At 65.4% G+C, this 17,322-nt stretch carries 20 protein-coding genes and 1 tRNA gene; 11 read left to right on the top strand and 10 right to left on the bottom strand.

Going from position 1 to position 17,322, the window contains the following annotated elements:
* Positions 1-67 precede the first annotated feature (67 nt).
* Positions 68-1,501, bottom strand: coding sequence for a threonine/serine exporter family protein (locus L1080_RS20815; RefSeq protein WP_159926885.1), 1,434 nt, complete (start codon positions 1,499-1,501; stop codon positions 68-70).
* 22 nt (positions 1,502-1,523) lie between these two features.
* Positions 1,524-1,904, bottom strand: a complete 381-nt coding sequence (locus tag L1080_RS20810) for a nuclear transport factor 2 family protein (RefSeq protein WP_109326936.1) — start codon at positions 1,902-1,904, stop codon at positions 1,524-1,526.
* 72 nt (positions 1,905-1,976) lie between these two features.
* Here L1080_RS20810 and L1080_RS20805 point away from each other — a divergent pair.
* Positions 1,977-2,048, top strand: a tRNA-Thr gene (locus L1080_RS20805).
* Positions 2,049-2,093: 45 nt separating this feature from the next.
* Here the strand turns inward: L1080_RS20805 and L1080_RS20800 are convergent.
* The 4 genes from L1080_RS20800 to L1080_RS20785 form a co-directional block, all read right to left on the bottom strand.
* A complete protein-coding gene (locus L1080_RS20800; protein WP_159919329.1) occupies positions 2,094-2,252 on the bottom strand; it encodes a hypothetical protein in 159 nt (52 codons plus the stop codon).
* Positions 2,253-2,283: 31 nt separating this feature from the next.
* Positions 2,284-3,186, bottom strand: coding sequence for a SigB/SigF/SigG family RNA polymerase sigma factor (locus L1080_RS20795; protein ID WP_236603378.1), 903 nt, complete (start codon positions 3,184-3,186; stop codon positions 2,284-2,286).
* Positions 3,187-3,277: 91 nt separating this feature from the next.
* Positions 3,278-3,454 (bottom strand): hypothetical protein, encoded by a 177-nt coding sequence (locus tag L1080_RS20790; RefSeq protein WP_159919331.1) that lies wholly within the window; start codon positions 3,452-3,454, stop codon positions 3,278-3,280.
* Positions 3,455-3,683: 229 nt separating this feature from the next.
* Entirely contained in the window at positions 3,684-3,827 is a 144-nt protein-coding gene (locus L1080_RS20785; RefSeq protein ID WP_250771041.1) for a hypothetical protein, read from the bottom strand.
* Between the two features lie 490 nt (positions 3,828-4,317).
* On the opposite strand from L1080_RS20785, the gene L1080_RS20780 reads away from it, so the two are divergent.
* Complete coding sequence (locus tag L1080_RS20780; RefSeq protein ID WP_159926889.1) at positions 4,318-4,635, top strand: MerR family transcriptional regulator; 318 nt, start codon at positions 4,318-4,320, stop codon at positions 4,633-4,635.
* Positions 4,636-4,683: 48 nt separating this feature from the next.
* Here L1080_RS20780 and L1080_RS20775 read toward each other — a convergent pair whose 3' ends face one another.
* Both L1080_RS20775 and L1080_RS20770 read right to left on the bottom strand, forming a co-directional pair.
* Positions 4,684-5,070 carry a hypothetical protein gene (locus L1080_RS20775; RefSeq protein ID WP_250771037.1) on the bottom strand — a complete coding sequence of 129 codons (387 nt, stop codon included), beginning with the start codon at positions 5,068-5,070 and terminating at the stop codon, positions 4,684-4,686.
* Positions 5,071-5,262: 192 nt separating this feature from the next.
* Positions 5,263-6,093, bottom strand: a complete 831-nt coding sequence (locus tag L1080_RS20770) for an SDR family oxidoreductase (RefSeq protein WP_159919335.1) — start codon at positions 6,091-6,093, stop codon at positions 5,263-5,265.
* 85 nt (positions 6,094-6,178) lie between these two features.
* Here L1080_RS20770 and L1080_RS20765 point away from each other — a divergent pair, with 85 nt between their 5' ends.
* The 4 genes from L1080_RS20765 (at position 6,179) to L1080_RS20750 (ending at position 10,250) form a co-directional block, all read left to right on the top strand.
* The gene (locus L1080_RS20765; protein ID WP_201453507.1) at positions 6,179-7,756 is read left to right on the top strand and encodes a methylmalonyl-CoA mutase family protein; all 1,578 of its coding nucleotides are present in this window, start codon (positions 6,179-6,181) and stop codon (positions 7,754-7,756) included.
* Positions 7,756-8,157 (top strand): cobalamin B12-binding domain-containing protein, encoded by a 402-nt coding sequence (locus tag L1080_RS20760; protein WP_109326953.1) that lies wholly within the window; start codon positions 7,756-7,758, stop codon positions 8,155-8,157. The genes L1080_RS20765 and L1080_RS20760 overlap by 1 nt, the downstream gene beginning before the upstream one ends.
* Before the next feature lie 87 nt (positions 8,158-8,244).
* Positions 8,245-9,201 (top strand): LLM class F420-dependent oxidoreductase, encoded by a 957-nt coding sequence (locus L1080_RS20755; RefSeq protein WP_159919336.1) that lies wholly within the window; start codon positions 8,245-8,247, stop codon positions 9,199-9,201.
* Positions 9,198-10,250 (top strand): CaiB/BaiF CoA transferase family protein, encoded by a 1,053-nt coding sequence (locus tag L1080_RS20750; protein WP_250771034.1) that lies wholly within the window; start codon positions 9,198-9,200, stop codon positions 10,248-10,250. Before L1080_RS20755 ends, L1080_RS20750 begins: the two co-directional genes overlap by 4 nt.
* Here the strand turns inward: L1080_RS20750 and L1080_RS20745 are convergent.
* Positions 10,241-11,242 carry a ferredoxin--NADP reductase gene (locus L1080_RS20745; RefSeq protein ID WP_250771031.1) on the bottom strand — a complete coding sequence of 334 codons (1,002 nt, stop codon included), beginning with the start codon at positions 11,240-11,242 and terminating at the stop codon, positions 10,241-10,243. The two genes, L1080_RS20750 and L1080_RS20745, sit on opposite strands and share 10 nt — an antisense overlap.
* A 73-nt stretch (positions 11,243-11,315) precedes the next feature.
* On the opposite strand from L1080_RS20745, the gene L1080_RS20740 reads away from it, so the two are divergent.
* The 5 genes from L1080_RS20740 to L1080_RS20720 are packed head-to-tail and all read left to right on the top strand — an operon-like array spanning position 11,316 to position 16,340.
* Entirely contained in the window at positions 11,316-12,785 is a 1,470-nt protein-coding gene (locus tag L1080_RS20740) for a class I adenylate-forming enzyme family protein (protein ID WP_250771027.1), read from the top strand.
* The gene (locus L1080_RS20735) at positions 12,763-13,668 is read left to right on the top strand and encodes an acyl-CoA dehydrogenase family protein (protein WP_250771024.1); all 906 of its coding nucleotides are present in this window, start codon (positions 12,763-12,765) and stop codon (positions 13,666-13,668) included. The genes L1080_RS20740 and L1080_RS20735 overlap by 23 nt, the downstream gene beginning before the upstream one ends.
* Complete coding sequence (locus L1080_RS20730; RefSeq protein WP_159919346.1) at positions 13,655-14,743, top strand: acyl-CoA dehydrogenase family protein; 1,089 nt, start codon at positions 13,655-13,657, stop codon at positions 14,741-14,743. Before L1080_RS20735 ends, L1080_RS20730 begins: the two co-directional genes overlap by 14 nt.
* A gap of 1 nt (position 14,744) precedes the next feature.
* Positions 14,745-15,512, top strand: a complete 768-nt coding sequence (locus L1080_RS20725) for an enoyl-CoA hydratase/isomerase family protein (protein ID WP_250771022.1) — start codon at positions 14,745-14,747, stop codon at positions 15,510-15,512.
* Between the two features lie 6 nt (positions 15,513-15,518).
* Positions 15,519-16,340, top strand: coding sequence for an enoyl-CoA hydratase/isomerase family protein (locus L1080_RS20720; RefSeq protein WP_250771019.1), 822 nt, complete (start codon positions 15,519-15,521; stop codon positions 16,338-16,340).
* A 15-nt stretch (positions 16,341-16,355) separates the two neighbouring features.
* On the opposite strand, the gene L1080_RS20715 is transcribed toward L1080_RS20720, so the two are convergent.
* Positions 16,356-17,279, bottom strand: a complete 924-nt coding sequence (locus L1080_RS20715; protein ID WP_250771016.1) for a TIGR03564 family F420-dependent LLM class oxidoreductase — start codon at positions 17,277-17,279, stop codon at positions 16,356-16,358.
* Between the last annotated feature and the right edge of the window lie 43 nt (positions 17,280-17,322).

The raw sequence follows: 17,322 nt of genomic DNA, 5'->3' as shown, positions 1-17,322 counted from the left end.
ACAGCTCACCGAGTCCACGACCGTTCGATCCGCCCCGGTTGGGACGGATCGAACGGTTCTGTGTCTTTCAGGCCGCCCTGGGCGTTTCCACGGGCTTCCGCCGCCTCGTCTTGATGACGGGGCGGCGGATGTTCTCTGTGTACCGCAGGATGCGCGGCCTCCGGAGGGTCCTGGCCAGCCATTCGCCGAGTGTGACGCCCGCCGCGAGTGCGCAGCCGATACCGAAGGCGGCGAGCAGTGAGCTCAGTCCGATCACCACCTCGTTGTTGAGCAGTGCATACAGCCCTCGATACAGCGAGAGGCCCGGCAGCAGTGGGGTGATGCCGGCCACGGCGACCACCAGTGGCGGTGTGAGCGCTCGGCGAGCCATGAGACCACCGGCGAAACCGACCACTGTCGCCGCGAGTGCGGAGCCGATGATGGGCCCCACTCCGAACTGATGCGCCACCATGTAGACCAGCGACCCGGCCGCGCCGCCCATCCAGGCCGCCGTCAGCGCACGCTGCTCGGCGTAGCAGGCGAGCGCGTAGAACATCGAGGCGAACGCGCCCGACATGACCAGCACGGGCAGCTGGGTGAGTTCGTCGATCTCCACGTTGACCGGCGGAAGTGTGGAACCGAACAATCCGGTGACCCGCAGCGAGATGGCCACACCGGCGATAATGCCGCCGGTCATCATGACCACTTCGAAGAATCTGGCCGCCGCGGTGATGGGCGCCCCCGTGATGGCGTCCTGGACGGAGCCGACCAGTGACAATCCGGACAACAGCACCACCACACCGGCCGCAATGATCTGCGACGGTCGAACTTCGACCCCCAGCTGATCCTGGAACGTATAGAGCGTGGCGGCCGGGGTAGCGGCCACCAGACCGCCCGCCACCTGCTGGAAGAAGAACGGCAGCCCCACCCGGTTGAGGACGCGGTTAACCCGGTAGATCACCATCGTCGTGAGGAAGGCGACCGACGCCACCAGCACCCCACCACCCATCAACACGGAGATGGATGCGGCCATCGACGACCACGCCAACGTCGCGATCCACCGGTTGTAGGGGTGCGGCGCCGTGGTGACAGCGGTCAGTGCCTCGTGGGCCTCACTCGGAGTGACGGCCTCGCGGCGGATACGCCGAGTGAGGCGGTCGACCGCGGCGAGGCGGGTGAAGTCCATGGAGCGGTAGTGCACGATCCGCATCGTGCTCGCGGGGGGAAGTGTGGGCCCGCGGTAAGCGGAGAGGACGATCGAGTTGTAGGTGACGTCCACGTCACACTGCGCGAGGCCGTAGGTCGCCGCGATGAACTGCACCTGTTCGGCGGTGTCCATCGCGCCCGTCCCCGAAGCGAGCAGAACTTCACCGACCCGGACGGCGAGGTCGAGAACCTCGGCAACCACCGCGTCATCGGTGAGGTCGATCGGCTGGAGTGGTGTCGGCGCCGCCGTCACCGTGTCGACGGTGGCCCGGCGGTCGCCGGTCAAACGCTGGAGCGTGTCTGTGAGCTTTGCCATACCCTCTGTGAGCTTCGCCATACTACGTGTCTGAGACACGATCCTTCTCGGTCAAATCGGTTGCTTTCAACGCTGCATCGAGTGTCTCGTGGCGGAAAGTGGAGATGACCTGATCGTGGACTACTCGGAACGCGGACGCCACAATACTCGTCTCCTCGGGTGCGGTCGCCCACGTGGCCTGCTGTTCGACGACGATGACGCCGTCGTAGTAATACATTCGCTTCGGGATCAGCGTGATGTTCGCGGTCGACGCCCATTCCCGCAGCGGCGTCAGGCCCTGGGTCGCACCCTTCGGTCCACCCATCTCGATGTCGTCACTCGACAGCGACAGCAACGTGTCGATGTCGCCGGAATTGAGGGCGTCGTGCCAAGCAAGGACAGTGGCGATCTCCGAGGTACTCATGGCATCAACGCTATCCAATATGGCCGGAGGACGACGGCGTTCTCCTTATGGATATGATGGGCGCGCGTGTCCGCCTCCTTAGCTCAGTGGTAGAGCACTCGCCTTGTAAGCGAGCGGTCGTCAGTTCAATCCTGACAGGAGGCTCAAATACCGATCCTCGTGCCGAGTGCGGCACGAGGATCGTGGCCTTTACGGAATGAACGTGTCCCTCAGCAGGGCGGCGGGGTCAGCGCTTTCCCCGGAGTCCGCCGTCGACCCACGGTCGGGGCGGCTCGCGGTGTCGGTGAGGTCCTCGCGCCGACCACGTGCCCGGGCCCGTCCCCTGACCTTGTCGAGAAAATTGACCATAGGCACTCCTTTCATGCTGACGACACTTGCATCATTCGAGCTTGGTTCGCAGATCCTTCAGTGTCTTGGCCAGCAGTCGCGAGATCTGCATCTGCGATACGCCCACCCGCGCGGCGATCTGTGACTGCGTCATGTTCCCGAAGAAGCGCAGCACGAGCACGGTGCGCTCGAGGTCGGGCAGCGCGTCCAGCAGCGGTTGGACGGTCACGTGATCTTCGACGCGGGACAACGCCGGATCGATATCACCGAGCGTCTCCGACAACGGCCTTTCGTCGTCGGTGAGCGGGTAGTCGACCGACAGGGTGCTGTAGGCGTTGGCTACGCGCAGTCCCTCCAAAACCTCGCTCTTGTCGATGTCGAGCGCCTTCGCCAGTTCGCTTGCGGTAGGCGCCCGACCGAGCGTGGTGGTCAGTTGTTTGGTGGCTCCCGTGAGGGCGAGGTGAAGCTCCTGCATGCTGCGCGGCACGCGCATGGCCCATCCGGTATCCCGGAAGTGGCGGCGCACCTCGCCGGTGATGGTCGGGACCGCGAAGGACACGAAGTTCGCTCCGTAGCTTGCATCGAATCGGTCGACGGCCTTGACGAGACCGAGACGCGCCACCTGGATCAGGTCGTCCAGCGGTTCTCCGCGTTCGTGGAATCGGCGGGCGATGTGTTCGGCCAGCGGGAGGCATCGTTCGATCAGCCTCTCGCGCAGCACTTCCCGGCGTGGATCAGAGGCGTCGAGCTGAGCGATGGCTTCGCATTGTGCGGGTACGTCACGGTACTGATCGCGGGCGCGGTGGGTGGTGTCCGGTGTACGCGCCGGGCGAGGATTCGGCGGGACATCGACGGAGAGCTGTGTCCGGGGCAACTTCCGGCACGTCGTCGAGGAGATCGGGGTGGTGCGGCGGAGCTCGCGGGGTGCTTCGGCGAGCGGGATGGACATGGTCATGTACTCAGCCCTTCTCTGACCGGCCGGTATCAGCGGGAGCGCTGATGGTGTCGGCAAAAAGTCTTCGTTGCGGTGGAGCGGCGGTGCGGCCCTAGTCGACGAGTGCCGGGGAGTGGTCGACGTCCCGGGCCGCAAACATGGCCTCGATGCGTGCCTTGATCTCCTCGGTGCTCATCGCGCTCGCGCTCCGCCCGGCGGCGAGTCGAGTGGGGGCGGAATACGACGAAGCAGTGGGCATGATCATGGCGTCCTGTCCTGTGGTCTGCATTGTTCTCATTCTCGAGCGGATTGGTGGGTAGCAGCGAAAAGGCCGGCGACCCCGAGGAGGGCTGTGCTGACCAACGCAGCAAGGGGAATCGAACCGGTCGCCGCGGCCGTGAACCCGGCAATGACCGACACTCCGATTACGCATTGGATGGCGACGGAGACGATCACGGACGGTCGCGTTATCACCCTGGTCTCTCTTTCGACGGCGATGCGAGTTGCTTCGAGTCGGGTCAGCTCGGAAGCGAATCGAGGACGGCGAGGGTGCTGAGGGCGAGCGTCGCGAGGAGGCCACTGACGATCGCTCCTCCGCTGCCCGCTCGAAGGACCAGAACCTCTCCGTCGTCGGGGGTCGCGTTCGTATGTCGGCTGGCCATCGTTTTCTCCTTTCCTCGCGCCCGGCAGTCTGTCGTGCGATGCCCGCTCGATGTCTGACCGAGAACTAATCTGCGTTGGTGAAGATAGATTTTGTTGTACAGCCCTGGAACCAGAAGTTCAAGCGAGCCGATCAAGAATTTTGTTCGTCGAGCGCCTCGGTATCTGCCGGAGGAGGGCTCGTCGGAGCGAGGTGCGCACGGTCGAATAGCGCGCTTACCTGCGTTTTATCGGCGAGATTGGGCGGTGCGGAACGTGCGCCCAGTGCAGTGATGAGTCGAGCGAAAAGTGGGATTCGGAGTAGCGATTGCGGCGAGAGTGCGGGTCGTGAAGTTGTGTGGCATCGCGATCGTGACGAAGATTGTCGATGGGCTCCTCCACCGAGGGTCCATCTCGACCGAATTTGTACCCCCCGCGTCACATTGTGTCTGTCGATCCTTGATAGGATTGGTATTCCCTGAGAAGAAGGGAGATCCGGTGACGTCCTCTCAGATGCCACCTCGTTCGAAGCGAGGTGTCTACGGGATCTCGGTGACGTCGGAGCTGACGGGCATCGGGCCCCAGACTCTGCGGTTGTACGAACGGCGCGGATTGATCACGCCGACTCGTACCGGCGGCGGCACGCGGCGCTACAGCGAAGACGACATTGCGCGCCTCGACAAGATCACCGAACTCGTCGCCGACGGGGTCAATCTGATCGGTATCCGCCAGATCCTCGAACTGGAAGCGCAGAACGCGCTGTTGGCGGCGCGAAACGCCGAATTGGAACAGGCAGTCGAATCTCAGAACTCGCCCCACGCGGGGGTGTGAACACGCGTCACCCGCACGGCAGCTGCCGGCGGGTGACTTCTCGTCACGTCAGCTTGCGGTCTGATCGTCGTTCGTCGGGTTGAATTCGTCGAACGAGGCATCCGCAGCTTGCCACTTGCCGCTGGCACGAATGTCCGCGAACGCGATGTCGAAAGCGTCGACCAGCCATGAATGCTCCGCGACCGCCAGCACTTCGTCGGCGGTGCCGTCGGCCGTGCCCTGGTGGAGGCTCACCTTCCACGGAGCGGCGGCGTCGGTCTGGTCGACCAATCCGTCGGTGCCGTTCGATGCCAGCAGGTAGCGGTTGTACTCGAAATCGACGCGAATTGCGTAGCCTGCGCCGGTGTTGACGACGTTTGCCGGGCGCTGAGTTGCCGCAGCGAGCGCGGTGAGTGCGTCGCGGTAACGTTCGGCGTGTTCCTGAGTGCGGGGCACCGTTCTCTCGTCTCTGGCGCAGAGGCCGTGACACTCCCGGTCACGACACCTTCACGAACCTCTGCTTCCAGGCAAAGGTTCGTGTCGGTTCGCACCAAAGATTACGGCACTGGTTTCCCGGCCTGTCGCAGCCGGTCGGTCGATTGCCGACCCGTCGAGCGCGGCGAAGCTTCCTCGCAGGGTCCTGTCCCGTCAGTCGAGGAAGAGATCGAGCTGGGGAGCATCCCCGCCGCCGTAGCGGGACAGGTCCGAGACGCCCGACTCCGCGAGCACGTCCGCATCGATGTAGCAGTGTCCGCTGGTCTCCCTCGCAGGCCGGGACACAATCTCGACTGCTGCGTCGGCCATGATCTCCGGACTGCGCGACGAGGAGAGCATCGACGTGCCGTCTTCCATGTTCGCCACCGCGGAGGTGGCGATGTAGGTCTGTGGCCACAGGCAGTTCGCTGCGATCCCGGCGTCGGCATACTCGGCCGCCCAGCCGAGCGACAGCAAGCTCATCCCGTACTTAGACAACGTGTACGACGGGTGGGCGCCGAGCCAGCGCGGGTTCAGGTTCACCGGAGGCGAGATGGTGAGCACATGCGGGTTGGGGGAGCTCCGAAGATAGGGAAGGCAGGCGCGGGTCAGCAGGAACGTCCCGCGGCAATTGATGTCCTGCATGAGGTCGTATTTCTTGGCTGACAGTTCCTCGGTTCCCTCGAGCGCGATGGCGCTGGCGTTGTTCACGCAGATGTCGATGCCACCGAACCGCTCCACCGCGGTGTCGGCGGCGCGCTGCACATCCTCCTCGCGGCGGACGTCACCGACCACGGCGACTGCTTTGCCGCCGACGGCCTCGATATCCGCGACGGCGGTGTGGACCGTCCCTTGAAGGCGCGGGTGCGGCTCCGCCGTCTTGGCCAGCACAACCACGTTTGCGCCCTGCTTGGCCGCGGCGATCGCGATCGCCAGTCCGATCCCGCGGCTACCGCCGGAAACGATCATGGTCCGGTCACTGAGTGCGTTCTGCTGGCTGGACATCGTTCTCCCTGTTCCGACACTGTCGATCATTGCGTTCTCGACGATGATATTGGCATTCTCATTTTCTGCAAGTACTGTATCCATCGTGAACGACTTCGCTGAAACCTCTTCGGGCATCCCGCTGGAGCCGGTCTACGGGCCGACCGACAGGCGCGCAGAGCCGCCCGCCCCGGGCACCTTTCCCTTCACCCGTGGCAACTTCGCCTCCGGCTACCGGGGCCGGTTGTGGACGTTCCGCCAGTACTCCGGATTCGGCACCGCGGAAGAGTCCAACCAGCGCTATCGGTACCTGCTCGAACAGGGCGGCACCGGATTGTCGGTGGCACTGGACCTGCCCACCCAATGCGGTTACGACTCCGACGACCCCGAGGTCACCGAGGAAGTCGGCCGGGTCGGGGTCGCGGTCGACACCCTCGCCGACGCCGAAGTCCTCTTCGCCGACATCCCGCTGGACAAGATCAGCACCAGCTTCACCATCAACGGGACGGCGGCGATACTGCTGGCGTTCTATGTGGCCGCGGCCGAGCGGGCCGGCGTGCCGCGGGCGAAGCTCACCGGGACGATCCAGAACGACATCCTCAAGGAGTACGCCTCCCGGGGCACGTGGATCTGGCCGCCGGAGCCGTCGCTACGGCTGATTGCCGACACCATCGAATTCTGCGCGGCCGAGGTGCCGAGGTTCAACGCTATTTCGGTCGCCGGCGCGCACTTTCGCGACGCCGGAGCCACCGCGGTGCAGGAAATGGCCTTCACGCTCGCAGACGGAGTCACCTACTGCGACACGGTGGTCGAACGTGGGCGAATGACGATCGACGAGTTCGCTCCTCAGATCTCGTTCTTCTTCTACACGCACGGGGACTTCTTCGAAGAGATCGCCAAGTACCGGGCAGGACGTCGTCGATGGGCCACGATCGTGCGGGAGCGTTACGGTGCGGTGACGGACAAGGCGTCGATGTTCCGGTTCGGTTGTGTTGCCGGCGGCGCGTCCCTCTACGCACCCCAGGCACAGAACAATCTGGTGCGAGTGGCGTACGAGTCGATGGCTTCGGTTCTCGGGGGAGTGCAGTCGATGTTCACCGCGGCGTGGGACGAACCGTTCGCCCTGCCCAGTGAGGAGTCGGCGACCCTGGCGCTGCGCACCCAGCAGGTTCTGGCCTACGAGACCGGAGTGACGCGTGTCGCGGATCCGCTCGGCGGCTCCTACTTCGTCGAAGCGCTGACCGATGCCACCGAGGCCCGCCTGATCGAGATCATGGACGATCTCGATCAGCACGGCGGCATGGTTCGCGCCATCGAGGACGGGTACCTGCAAGGACTCATCGCCGACGAGGCGTACAAGCTGCACAAGGACGTCGAATCGGGGGAACGCCCGGTGGTCGGGGTCAACCGGTTCGTCTCGCCGGAGCCGCCGCCCGAGATCTCCACGTACGAGCTGAATGCCGAAGGGCGCGAGCTGCAGCTGAAACGGCTGGCGAAAGTGAAATCCGAACGTGATCCCGAGGCGGTCAATGCCTGCCTCACCGCTCTGTCCCGCGCCGCGGAAGGAACCGAGAACCTCATGCACCCGTTGATCGATTGCGCCAACGCCTACTGCACCGTCGGCGAGATGGTATCCGCGCTCAAAGCTGTCTGGGGCGAATTCCAGCAGCCGGTGGTGTTCTGATGAGCGCCCGCATACTCGTAGCGAAGCCCGGACTGGACGGCCACGATCGCGGCGCCAAGATCGTCGCCCGCGCGCTCCGCGACGCCGGTTTCGAGGTGATCTACACCGGTATCCGCAAGCGGGTCGAGGACATCGTGTCGATCGCCCTCCAGGAGGATGTTGCCGTCGTCGGTCTGAGCATTCTCTCCGGCGCCCATGTGGCGCTGACCACGCGAACGGTCGATGCGCTGCGCGCTGCGGACGCCGGTGACATCGCTGTGGTGGTCGGCGGCACGATTCCCCAGGAGGACGTTCCGCGCCTTCTGTCCGCGGGAGCAGCGGCGGTCTTCCCCACCAGCACCCCTCTGGAGGATCTGGTCACCGGAGTGCGCGCACTCACCGGAACTCCCACTCCTTCTTGACCTTTCGTCATAGAAGGCGAAAGGCGATTACACCGCGTCGACCACCCGGTCACGCGTGCGAGAACAATTTTCGGACCTGGAGGAACAGTGCGTATCGGAGTGATGATCGGGCCCGAGCGAGGGGACTCCGCGCGGAAGGTCGCCAGAATGCTGGACGACGTGGAGTGGGCGGAGAGCGCAGGGTTGGACTCCGTCTGGGTTCCGCAGGTCCCCACGGACTTCGACGCGCTGATCGCCGTGGCGTTGATGGGAACGAGGACGTCCCGCATCGAAATCGGCACCGCGGTGGTACCCCTGCAGGCGCAACACCCCGTCGCACTGGCGCGACAGGCGCTCTCGGCGCATGCCGCCACTGGAGGACGTTTGGCGCTGGGAGTCGGCCCCTCACACCACTGGATCGTTCAGGACATGCTCGGTCTCCCCTACGAGAAGCCGGCCGCGTTCACCCGCGATTACCTGGACGTACTGGACGCCGCGCTGCTCGCACCCGGCCCGGTCGACATCGAGAACAACACCTTCACCGTGCACAACCCGCTCGAGATCGGACCGGTGGCGCCGATGCCGGTCCTGGTAGCGGCCCTGGGCCCGGTGATGCTGACGATCGCAGGCGAGCGAACCGACGGGACCATCCTCTGGATGGCCGACGAGCGAGCGGTCGCCGACCATGTCGTCCCGCGAATTACCAAGGCTGCCGACAATGTGGGGCGTCCGGCTCCACGCATCATCGCGGGTGTCCCGGTCTGTCTCTGCCGGCCTTCGGAAGTCGACACTGCGCGTGAGCGCGCCAACCGGATCCTCGGGGAAGCGGAGATCTCCCCCAACTATCAGCGGCTGCTGGGATACGGCGACGCCCAGGACATCGGTGACCTGTGCGTCGCCGGAGACGAGGACGCCATCCTCGAGGGCTTCCGCCGATACGCCGACGCGGGGGTCACCGACCTGTCGATGCGGCTGCTGCCGATCGGCGACAACCGGGACGAGCTGATCGCCTCGAAGCGTCGTACCCGGGACGTCGTGGCGGAACTCGTCAAGGAGCTGCGGTGACTGCGGGGCCACTCGAGGGCATCCGGATCCTCGAGGTCGGCCATATCCTCGCGGGTCCGTACGCCACCATGATGCTCGCCGACCTCGGCGCAGAGGTGACCAAGATAGAACCACCGAGCGGTGACCTCTCGCGGCAGGTGAGCGACGCCTACTTCGCCAGCCTGAACCGGGGTAAGCGGAGTATCTGCGTAGACCTGACGACCACCGAGGGGCAGGCCCGTCTCGGAGAACTTGCGGCCGAATCCCATGCCCTGCTGGTCAACCTGAAGCCGTCCGCCATTCACCGGTACGGCCTGACCTACGACGCTCTGCGTCGATGGAACGACAAAATAGTCTGTGTCGCGCTCACCGGTTACGGCCTCGACGAGGGAGACGACCCAGCTTTCGACTACGTGATCCAGGCTGTCACGGGTGTCGCCGCACTCACCGGTGACCCGGCAGGGCCGCCGACGCTGCCCGGGTACTCCGCTGCCGACAACTCGACCGGACTGGCAGCCGCACTCGGACTGCTGGCCCAGATCATCTCCGGACGCGGCGGTCAAGTGGAGGTGTCGTTGCGCGACGTCATGCTGTCGCAACTCAACTACCGCGCGTCGGCGTATCTCAACGAAGGCACCGAGCCGCGGCGTATGCCGTTCGGTGCCCATCCGTACTACGTGCCGGCCCAGCTGTTTCCGACTGCGGAGGGCCATCTCGCCCTGTTCATCACACATGACGGGTTTTGGCGGAAGTTCGCTGCGGAAGCGGGGATCGAAGGATTTCCGACGATGGCCGAGCGCGCGGAACGTCGTGACGAGGTCCTCGCGGTTGTGACTGCGGCTCTGGCGGCCGACTCCGCGACGGGCTGGGAGTTTCGGCTGCGACCGTTGGGAGTGCCTGCGGCAGCAGTGCGTTCACTGCCCGACGCACTCGCAGCCACACCGGAGATGATCGCCACTGCCGGTGACTTCCGGTTGGTCGGAAGTCCCATCCGCGTGGCCGGCTTCGACCCGGATTACGGGCCGCCGCCGCGCCTCGGTGAGCACGGCGGCCTGCCGGTTCACTCGTAGCGGACCTTGATCGACCCGGTGTCGGGCACTGCTTGGCAGGTGAGGACGTAGCCTTCGGCCACCTCGTCGTCGCTCAGCGCATCGTTCACCCGCATGGTTGCGCTGCCCTCGGTGACGGTGGCGATGCAGGTGGCGCAGTTGCCCGATTCGCAGGAGAACGGTGGCGTGAGCCCGGCGCGCCGGGCGCTTTCCAGGAGTGTTTCGTTCGCTTTTCTGGGCACCGACACCTTTTTCCGTCCGAGAACGATCGAGACGGTTCCCTCGACCTCGGAATCGGGTGCGTCGGCCGATGGCGCCGTCGGGGCCGTGGCGCCGAACCGCTCACTGAAGATCCTGCCCGGCCCTGGCAATGCCGACTCCACCAGAGCCATGAAGGGCTCGGGCCCGCACAAGTAGGAGTCGGCATCTCCTTCGGCGCCGACGAAGTGGCGTACGGCTGCCGCGTCGAGGAATCCGCCCCGGTCGTCGAGGTGCCGTACGAACGAGAACCGGTCGGGATAGCGCTCGGTGAGTTCGTTCAGTACTGCGTCGAACATCACCGATGCGTGGTCTCGGTCGGCGCACAGCAGCCGGACATGCCGGTCCGTGGTCGCCAGCGCGCTCTTCGCCAGTGACAGGATCGGGGTGATCCCGCTGCCACCGCTGAACCCGAGCAACGGCGCCGAGGTCGGACGCAGGCAGAAGGTTCCCGCGGGCCGTGTCAGTTCGACGGCGTCACCCTCGGCGACGTTATCGTGCAGCCAGTTCGACACCTTGCCGCCGGGGACCCGTTTGACCGTCGTCATCAGCTCACCATCGGTCTCCGGTGCGCTCGACATGGAGTAGGAGCGGAACAGCTCGGTTCCGTCCACGTCGACCCGGAATGTGCAGAACTGCCCGGCCCGATAGGAGAACGGACCGTCGTGCGGTGCGAGCACGAACGTGCGTGCGTCCGAGCTCTCCTTGACGATTCGCGTCACGGTCGCGCGCTGGAACAAGGGTGGTCTCGACATGCCCGTCGCCTCCTGATATTGAGATTCTAACTGTGAGAGAATATCATTCTCTCTGACGAGATAGGACTTCTCAATGGTGAATTCCCACACGAGAGACGGGGCAGGCATCGGATACCGGGCCCCCGACGAGGAAGAAGAAACGACCGAGCCGACCGTGCTCGTGTTCGAGGAGCGCGAATACAGCCTCAGTGAACTCGACGCTCTGGCCGACGGGTTGGCTGCCGAGATGGCCGGTCGCGGCGTGAAGGCAGGTGACCGTGTCGCTCTGATGTCGTCGAACCGGCCGGAATTCGTCGTGGCCGTTCGAGCGATCTGGCGGCTCGGCGCTGCCGTCGTGCTGATCAGCCCGGCGTACAAGCATGACGAAGTCGCGCACGCGCTGGCGCTCACGAATCCGACGCTCGCGGTCGGGGACAGTCCGGTCCTGGCCGGACTTCTGCCGATGCTGAGCCTCGACGATCCGGTCGACCCCGCGCAATGCTCCTTTCCGCCACCCGATCCAGCCGCCGAGGCCGTACTCGTGTTCAGTTCGGGCACCACCGGGATGCCGAAAGCGGTGCGGCACACGCACGCGTCTTTCGGCGCCGCCGTGCGGCAGTGGTGTGACGCGCTGCAACTGTCGTCGGCGGACAGGATGCAGGTGCTTACTCCGCCCTCGCACATCCTGGGCGTCCTCAACATCATGACCGCCCTCGAGGTCGGCGCATGGGTGCGGCTGCACCGTCGGTTCGACGTGGACCGGATGCTGCGGCACATCGAGACCGATCGGATCACGGTGGAGATGGCCGTCGCGCCGATTGCGCTGGCCATCGCCCAGCATCCGGACCTCGAATCGTTCGACCTGTCGTCGCTGCGCTACATCATGTGGGGCGCCACTCCGGTCACGCCGAGCGTCGCCGAGACCGTCACCCGGCGCGCCGGGGTCGGGTGGGTACCCGCGTACGGCGCCAGCGAGTTGCCGGTGATCGCCTGCAACCCGATCGAAGGGGCCCGTCTGGACAGTGTCGGACGCCCCGTTGCGGGCGTCAGCATCCGGGTGGTGTCGCTCGAGACCGGTGAACCGCTTGGCGTGGGAGAACCCGGCGAAATTCAGGCTCGAGCGAATTCGCTGATGGCAGGTTACCTGCCAGAGGAGACGAATGCCGAGGCGTTCGTGGACGGGTGGTACCGGACCGGGGACGTCGGTTACCTCGACGAGGACGGCTGGCTTCGGCTCACCGACCGGTCGAAAGAGATGATCAAGGTCAAGGGGTTTCAGGTTGCGCCCGCCGAGATCGAGGCGGTGCTGCACGGGCACCCCGGCGTGGTGGACTGTGCGGTGTTCGGGGTCCCCGACCCGGTCAGCGGGGAAGCAGTGATCGCCGCGGTCGCACGGACCGGCACGACCGAAGCCGAAGAACTCATCACCCTCGTGGGAGACCGGTTGGCGTCCTACAAGAGGCCCAGCCGGGTGGTCTTCGTATCCGACATCCCTCGCCTGCCTTCCGGCAAGGTGTTGCGCCGAGAACTCAAGGAGCGCTATGGACGTACGTCTGACAAGTGAACAGCAACAATTGCGCGATGCCGCAGCCAAATTGGCCGACGACCTGGGACCGGGATCGGTCCAGGACCTGGCCGACGACACTCGGCTCGCGCGGTTGGAGAAGGCGGTGGCCACAACAGGGTGGCGATCGCTTCGATCCGACGGGGCGTCGGGTGTGGAAGTCGCCATCGTCGCCGAGGAATTCGGTCGGGGCCTGGTCGATATTCCCTTCCTCGGACCCGTCCTCGCCGATGATCTACACCGGCACGTCTCCGACGATCAGCAGACATGGGCGGTGGCCCTCGACGGGGAAGCGACCGACGCGCGAGGACTGGAGCGCGCGCTTGTTCTGAGCGGAAACGGGATTTCGGCCGGTCGAGTGGGAGCCGTCGTTCCGGGAGCGGACCTGACCAGAGGCTTCGCGGACATACTCGAGCCGTTCGAACCCCTCGGCGAACTGTCCACCGAGCACGTCGAGCGCTGGCATGCTCTCGCCGTCCTCGTCACCTCCGCCGACCTGGTCGGCACGTCCCGCGGAGCCCAGGCGCTCGCCGTCGATTACGCGAAGATGCGCGAACAGTACGGCAACACGATCGGGTCCTATCAAGCCGTGGCGCATCTGCTCGCAGAGAGCCAGGCGCTGATCGAGGGTTCGGTGAGCGTGCTCCGCCATGCAGCCTGGGCGCTCGACCAGCTGACTCCCGGCGAGGCGCAGCAGGCTGCGCGAGTCGCGAAGATCTACTGCGCGCGCGCTGCCCGAACCGTGTGCGAGACGGCGATTCAGGTACACGGCGGCATCGGCAACACCTGGGAATGCCTTGCACACGTCTACCTTCGGCGGGCACTGACGTCCACCGAATTGTTCCCCGTACGCCTGGAGGAGATGCACCGTGGACTTTCGTGACTCGCCGGAAGAAGCCGCCTTCCGGGACCGACTGCGGTCCTGGCTGGCGGACACGGCCAAGACGTTCCCGACTTCGGGTGACGAGTACTGGGAACGGCAGCCCGAATGGCACCGGGCGCTCTACGGCGCCGGGTTCTTCGGGTTGTCGTGGCCCGCAGAATATGGTGGTCAGGAGCTACCACCCGTCTACGACGTCATCCTGGACGAAGAACTGGCCATCGCGGGCGCACCCGCCCGGCCGAGCCTCGGGTACCTGGTGATCGGACTCGGCAGGCATGGCAGCGAGAAACTCCGCCGCACTTTCCTGCCCGGAATGATCGACGGAACCGAGCGATGGTGTCAGGGATTCAGTGAGCCGGGCGCCGGATCGGATCTCGCAGCACTCACTACCACTGCCACCCGCGACGGCGACAACTACGTCATTCACGGACACAAGATCTGGACGAGCTATTCGGACGTGGCCGACTGGTGTCTCCTGCTGGCCCGTACCGAACCCGACAAGCCCCGTCACCGCGGCTTGTCGGCGTTCATCGTCCCGATGAAGCAACCGGGAATCGAGCAGCGACCGCTGCAGATGATGAGCGGCGTCACCAAGGAGTTCGGTCAGGTTCTCTTCGACGGAGCTACGGTGCCTGCGGAGAACATGGTCGGTGCGCCGGGGGAAGGGTGGGCGCTGGCGATGACGGTGGTCGGGCACGAACGAGAGCCCTCCACGCTCGGTTTCGCCGCGAGGTACGACAAGCTCGTACGCGATCTCGTCGCCCGGTCGGAAGGGAGCCCCTCTGCGGAATTGGCTTGGGCTGCAGTACAGACGGAGATGCTGCGCCTGCATGTCCGTCGCAGGCTGTCCGAACAGCTCGACGGTGTGTCGCACGGTTCGGAGGGGTCGCTCGACAAGCTGCTCATGACCTGGGTCGAACAATCGGTCGGGCACGCTGCGTTGTCCGAGGCCGGCACTCGCGACACCGACATGCTGGGCGCCTACCTGTACAGCCGCGCACAGAGCGTCATGGGTGGAACGTCACAGATTCAGAAGAACATCATCGCCTCGCGAATTCTTGGATTGGGAGTCTGACATGTACGACATGCCCGAGGAGATCGACGTCCGCGCGGACGGTGCCCTGCGCATCATCACGCTGAACCGGCCCGACGCGCTCAATGCCGTCAACGACGGCTTGCACACCGGACTGGCGCGGTTGTGGCCTCAGCTGAGCGAAGACCGGGATGCCCGCGCCGCGGTACTCACCGGAAGCGGCAACGCCTTCTCTGCGGGTGGCGACTTCGCCTACCTCGCCGAGCTCGCGGCAGACCGCGAACTGCGCGCCCGGACCATCGCTCACGGCCGCGAACTCGTCCTCGGGATGGCACGCTGCCGTATTCCGGTGATCGCGGCGGTCAACGGACCGGCTGTGGGACTGGGCTGCAGCTTGGTTGCGCTCAGTGACATCGTCTACATGGCCGAGACGGCCTACCTCGCTGATCCTCATGTACAGGTCGGGTTGGTCGCGGCCGACGGTGGACCGCTCACCTGGCCGCTGCAGATCAGTCTGCTGCAAGCCAAGGAGTACGCCCTCACCGGCGCACGCATACCCGCGGCGAAAGCATGCACGCTCGGATTGGCCAACCACATGGTTGCCGATCCGCTGAGCGAGGCCCTCGCTTGTGCCAAACGCATTGCGGAACAGCCCCGGCAGGCTGTCGAGAGCACGAAGCGGTTGCTGAACATGCATATCGAGCGGGCCGTACTCGCCACGCTGGACTATGCGATGACCGCCGAGGAGCTGACGTTCCAATCCGACGACTTCCAGACCAACATCGCCAGGCTCACGGCGGGAAAGAGCTGAGAAGGTATGGGCGACGCCTTGGGGACGAGTGGTCTGCGGTTCGAGCGTGAGGGTTCGATCGGCTGGTGCGTCATCGATCGGCCGGCGGCGCGGAACGCGTTCACGCCCGCGATGTATTTCGGTCTGAAGCGGGCTGTCCGGCTGGTGAATTCCGATCCCGACCTTGCTGCGCTCATCATCACCGGTGTCGACGACGTGTTCGCGCCGGGCGGTGATCTCGGTGGCCGATCAGAGCCGGGCGACTCGCTCCCCGAGGGACTGGCGGGCAACGACGTGGTCCCGTTCCTCACGATCCGGGACAGTCGGGCACCGGTGATCGCGGCCGTCAACGGCATCTGTCAGGCGGGCGGTCTGCTGGTCGCGATGATGTCCGATATCGCAGTAGCCAGCGATCGGGCGACATTCCGGGTGCCCGAGCTTCTCCGCGGTATCCCCGATGCGACCTTTGCGGCGGCCCTTCCCGCGCACATCGGCATAGCCGCAGCGCGGGACCTCATGCTGTCCGCGCGCCGCTTCGATGCCGCCGAGGCGCAGCGCCTGGGGGTGATCTCTCGCGTGGTACCCCACGAGAATCTGCGGGCCGCCGCGCTGGAGGCTGCCCGCGAGGTGCTGCAGACGTCCCCCGAGGCCCGCGCCCAGGTGAAGCGAATGCTGAACGAGCGTTACGGATTCATCGACTACCAAACGATGTTCGGCGCACTCGAAAGTTCGCCGGAGCCCCGCGAGGGTATGCGGGCATTCATGGAGAAGCGCAACCCGAACTGGATCCCGGCGGATCTTCCGACCCTGACTCGAGAGGAGGTCGGGGACCAGGCCTCTGTCGTATGAGGCGTGACCCGGGGATTACCCGTCGGTGGTCGCCAGTTCTCGGAGAAGGTCCTTGGTGCGGCCGACCGACGCTTTCGCGTCGGCGCCGACGGGGAAGACCGCAGCCCAGATGTCGGTGGCACCCGCGTCGAGGAGACCCTGCAGCTGGCTGTGCACCGACGCCTCGTCGCCGACGATGGCAACGTCGGCCGGGCTCGATGCACCGCCGACCTCCAGAATGCGTTGGTAATTCGGCATTCCCGCGTACATGGTGGCGGTTGCGGCAACGGCTTCGCGGGCTTCATCGGCGTCGTCGTGAACCGCCACGGGGAGCCCCGCGACTATCCGGGGAGTGGCACGGCCCACGCCTGCCGCGGCGGCATGAATCGCGGACGCGACGCGGGATTCGATCACCTTCGCGGAAGCCATCCACAGGATGGTGCCGTCGGCGTACTGCCCTGCCACCCGGAGCATGCGTGGTGACATGGCCGAAAGAAGGACAGGCACCTCGTGGGCCAGGGGCACCATGCGGCCGGCACTCCGTGTGGTCCACTCCTGACCGCGGATGTCGACCTCTTCACCGTGGAGCAGTGCGGCGACGATCCGTATGTATTCCTCGGTGTTCTGGCCGGGCCGGTCGTAGGAAAGTCCGTACACCTCACGGACCAGGGACTCGTGTGAAGGGCCCAGCCCCAGAGTGAATCCGCGACGGCCCATTGCTTCGGAAACGGCGGCGACCCGATTCGCCTGCAGCAAGGGGTGGCACGGATAGGTCTGCAGGACAGCGGTTCCGAGTTCGATCGATGTCGTGGCGCGACCGGCAACCGTCAGCGCCGCCAGTGGATCACCGGCGACGCTGCTGGCGTACCAGAGTGAGGTGAAGCCATCCGCCTCGGCTTGTACCGCTTGGTGCACGATCTTGTCGGTCGACGATGCGCCGCCGGTCAATCCGATACGCATGTGAATCTCCTTGCCGCACGGACATAGCCGTGCCTTATGCCTT

The organism is Rhodococcus sp. MSC1_016, assembly GCF_023667485.2.
GTDB lineage: Bacteria > Actinomycetota > Actinomycetes > Mycobacteriales > Mycobacteriaceae > Rhodococcus_F > Rhodococcus_F oxybenzonivorans.
The sequence above is the reverse complement of the archived record's forward strand: the minus strand, read 5'-3'. Positions and strand labels throughout refer to the sequence as shown.

Coding starts and splice junctions, on each gene's coding strand:
- L1080_RS20815 (WP_159926885.1), bottom strand. CDS start 1,501: ATGGCAAAGCTCACAGACACGCTCCAGCGTTTGACCGGCGACCGCCGG.
- L1080_RS20810 (WP_109326936.1), bottom strand. CDS start 1,904: ATGAGTACCTCGGAGATCGCCACTGTCCTTGCTTGGCACGACGCCCTC.
- L1080_RS20800 (WP_159919329.1), bottom strand. CDS start 2,252: ATGGTCAATTTTCTCGACAAGGTCAGGGGACGGGCCCGGGCACGTGGT.
- L1080_RS20795 (WP_236603378.1), bottom strand. CDS start 3,186: ATGACCATGTCCATCCCGCTCGCCGAAGCACCCCGCGAGCTCCGCCGC.
- L1080_RS20790 (WP_159919331.1), bottom strand. CDS start 3,454: ATGCAGACCACAGGACAGGACGCCATGATCATGCCCACTGCTTCGTCG.
- L1080_RS20785 (WP_250771041.1), bottom strand. CDS start 3,827: ATGGCCAGCCGACATACGAACGCGACCCCCGACGACGGAGAGGTTCTG.
- L1080_RS20780 (WP_159926889.1), top strand. CDS start 4,318: ATGCCACCTCGTTCGAAGCGAGGTGTCTACGGGATCTCGGTGACGTCG.
- L1080_RS20770 (WP_159919335.1), bottom strand. CDS start 6,093: ATGTCCAGCCAGCAGAACGCACTCAGTGACCGGACCATGATCGTTTCC.
- L1080_RS20760 (WP_109326953.1), top strand. CDS start 7,756: ATGAGCGCCCGCATACTCGTAGCGAAGCCCGGACTGGACGGCCACGAT.
- L1080_RS20745 (WP_250771031.1), bottom strand. CDS start 11,242: ATGTCGAGACCACCCTTGTTCCAGCGCGCGACCGTGACGCGAATCGTC.
- L1080_RS20740 (WP_250771027.1), top strand. CDS start 11,316: ATGGTGAATTCCCACACGAGAGACGGGGCAGGCATCGGATACCGGGCC.
- L1080_RS20735 (WP_250771024.1), top strand. CDS start 12,763: ATGGACGTACGTCTGACAAGTGAACAGCAACAATTGCGCGATGCCGCA.
- L1080_RS20725 (WP_250771022.1), top strand. CDS start 14,745: ATGTACGACATGCCCGAGGAGATCGACGTCCGCGCGGACGGTGCCCTG.
- L1080_RS20720 (WP_250771019.1), top strand. CDS start 15,519: ATGGGCGACGCCTTGGGGACGAGTGGTCTGCGGTTCGAGCGTGAGGGT.
- L1080_RS20715 (WP_250771016.1), bottom strand. CDS start 17,279: ATGCGTATCGGATTGACCGGCGGCGCATCGTCGACCGACAAGATCGTG.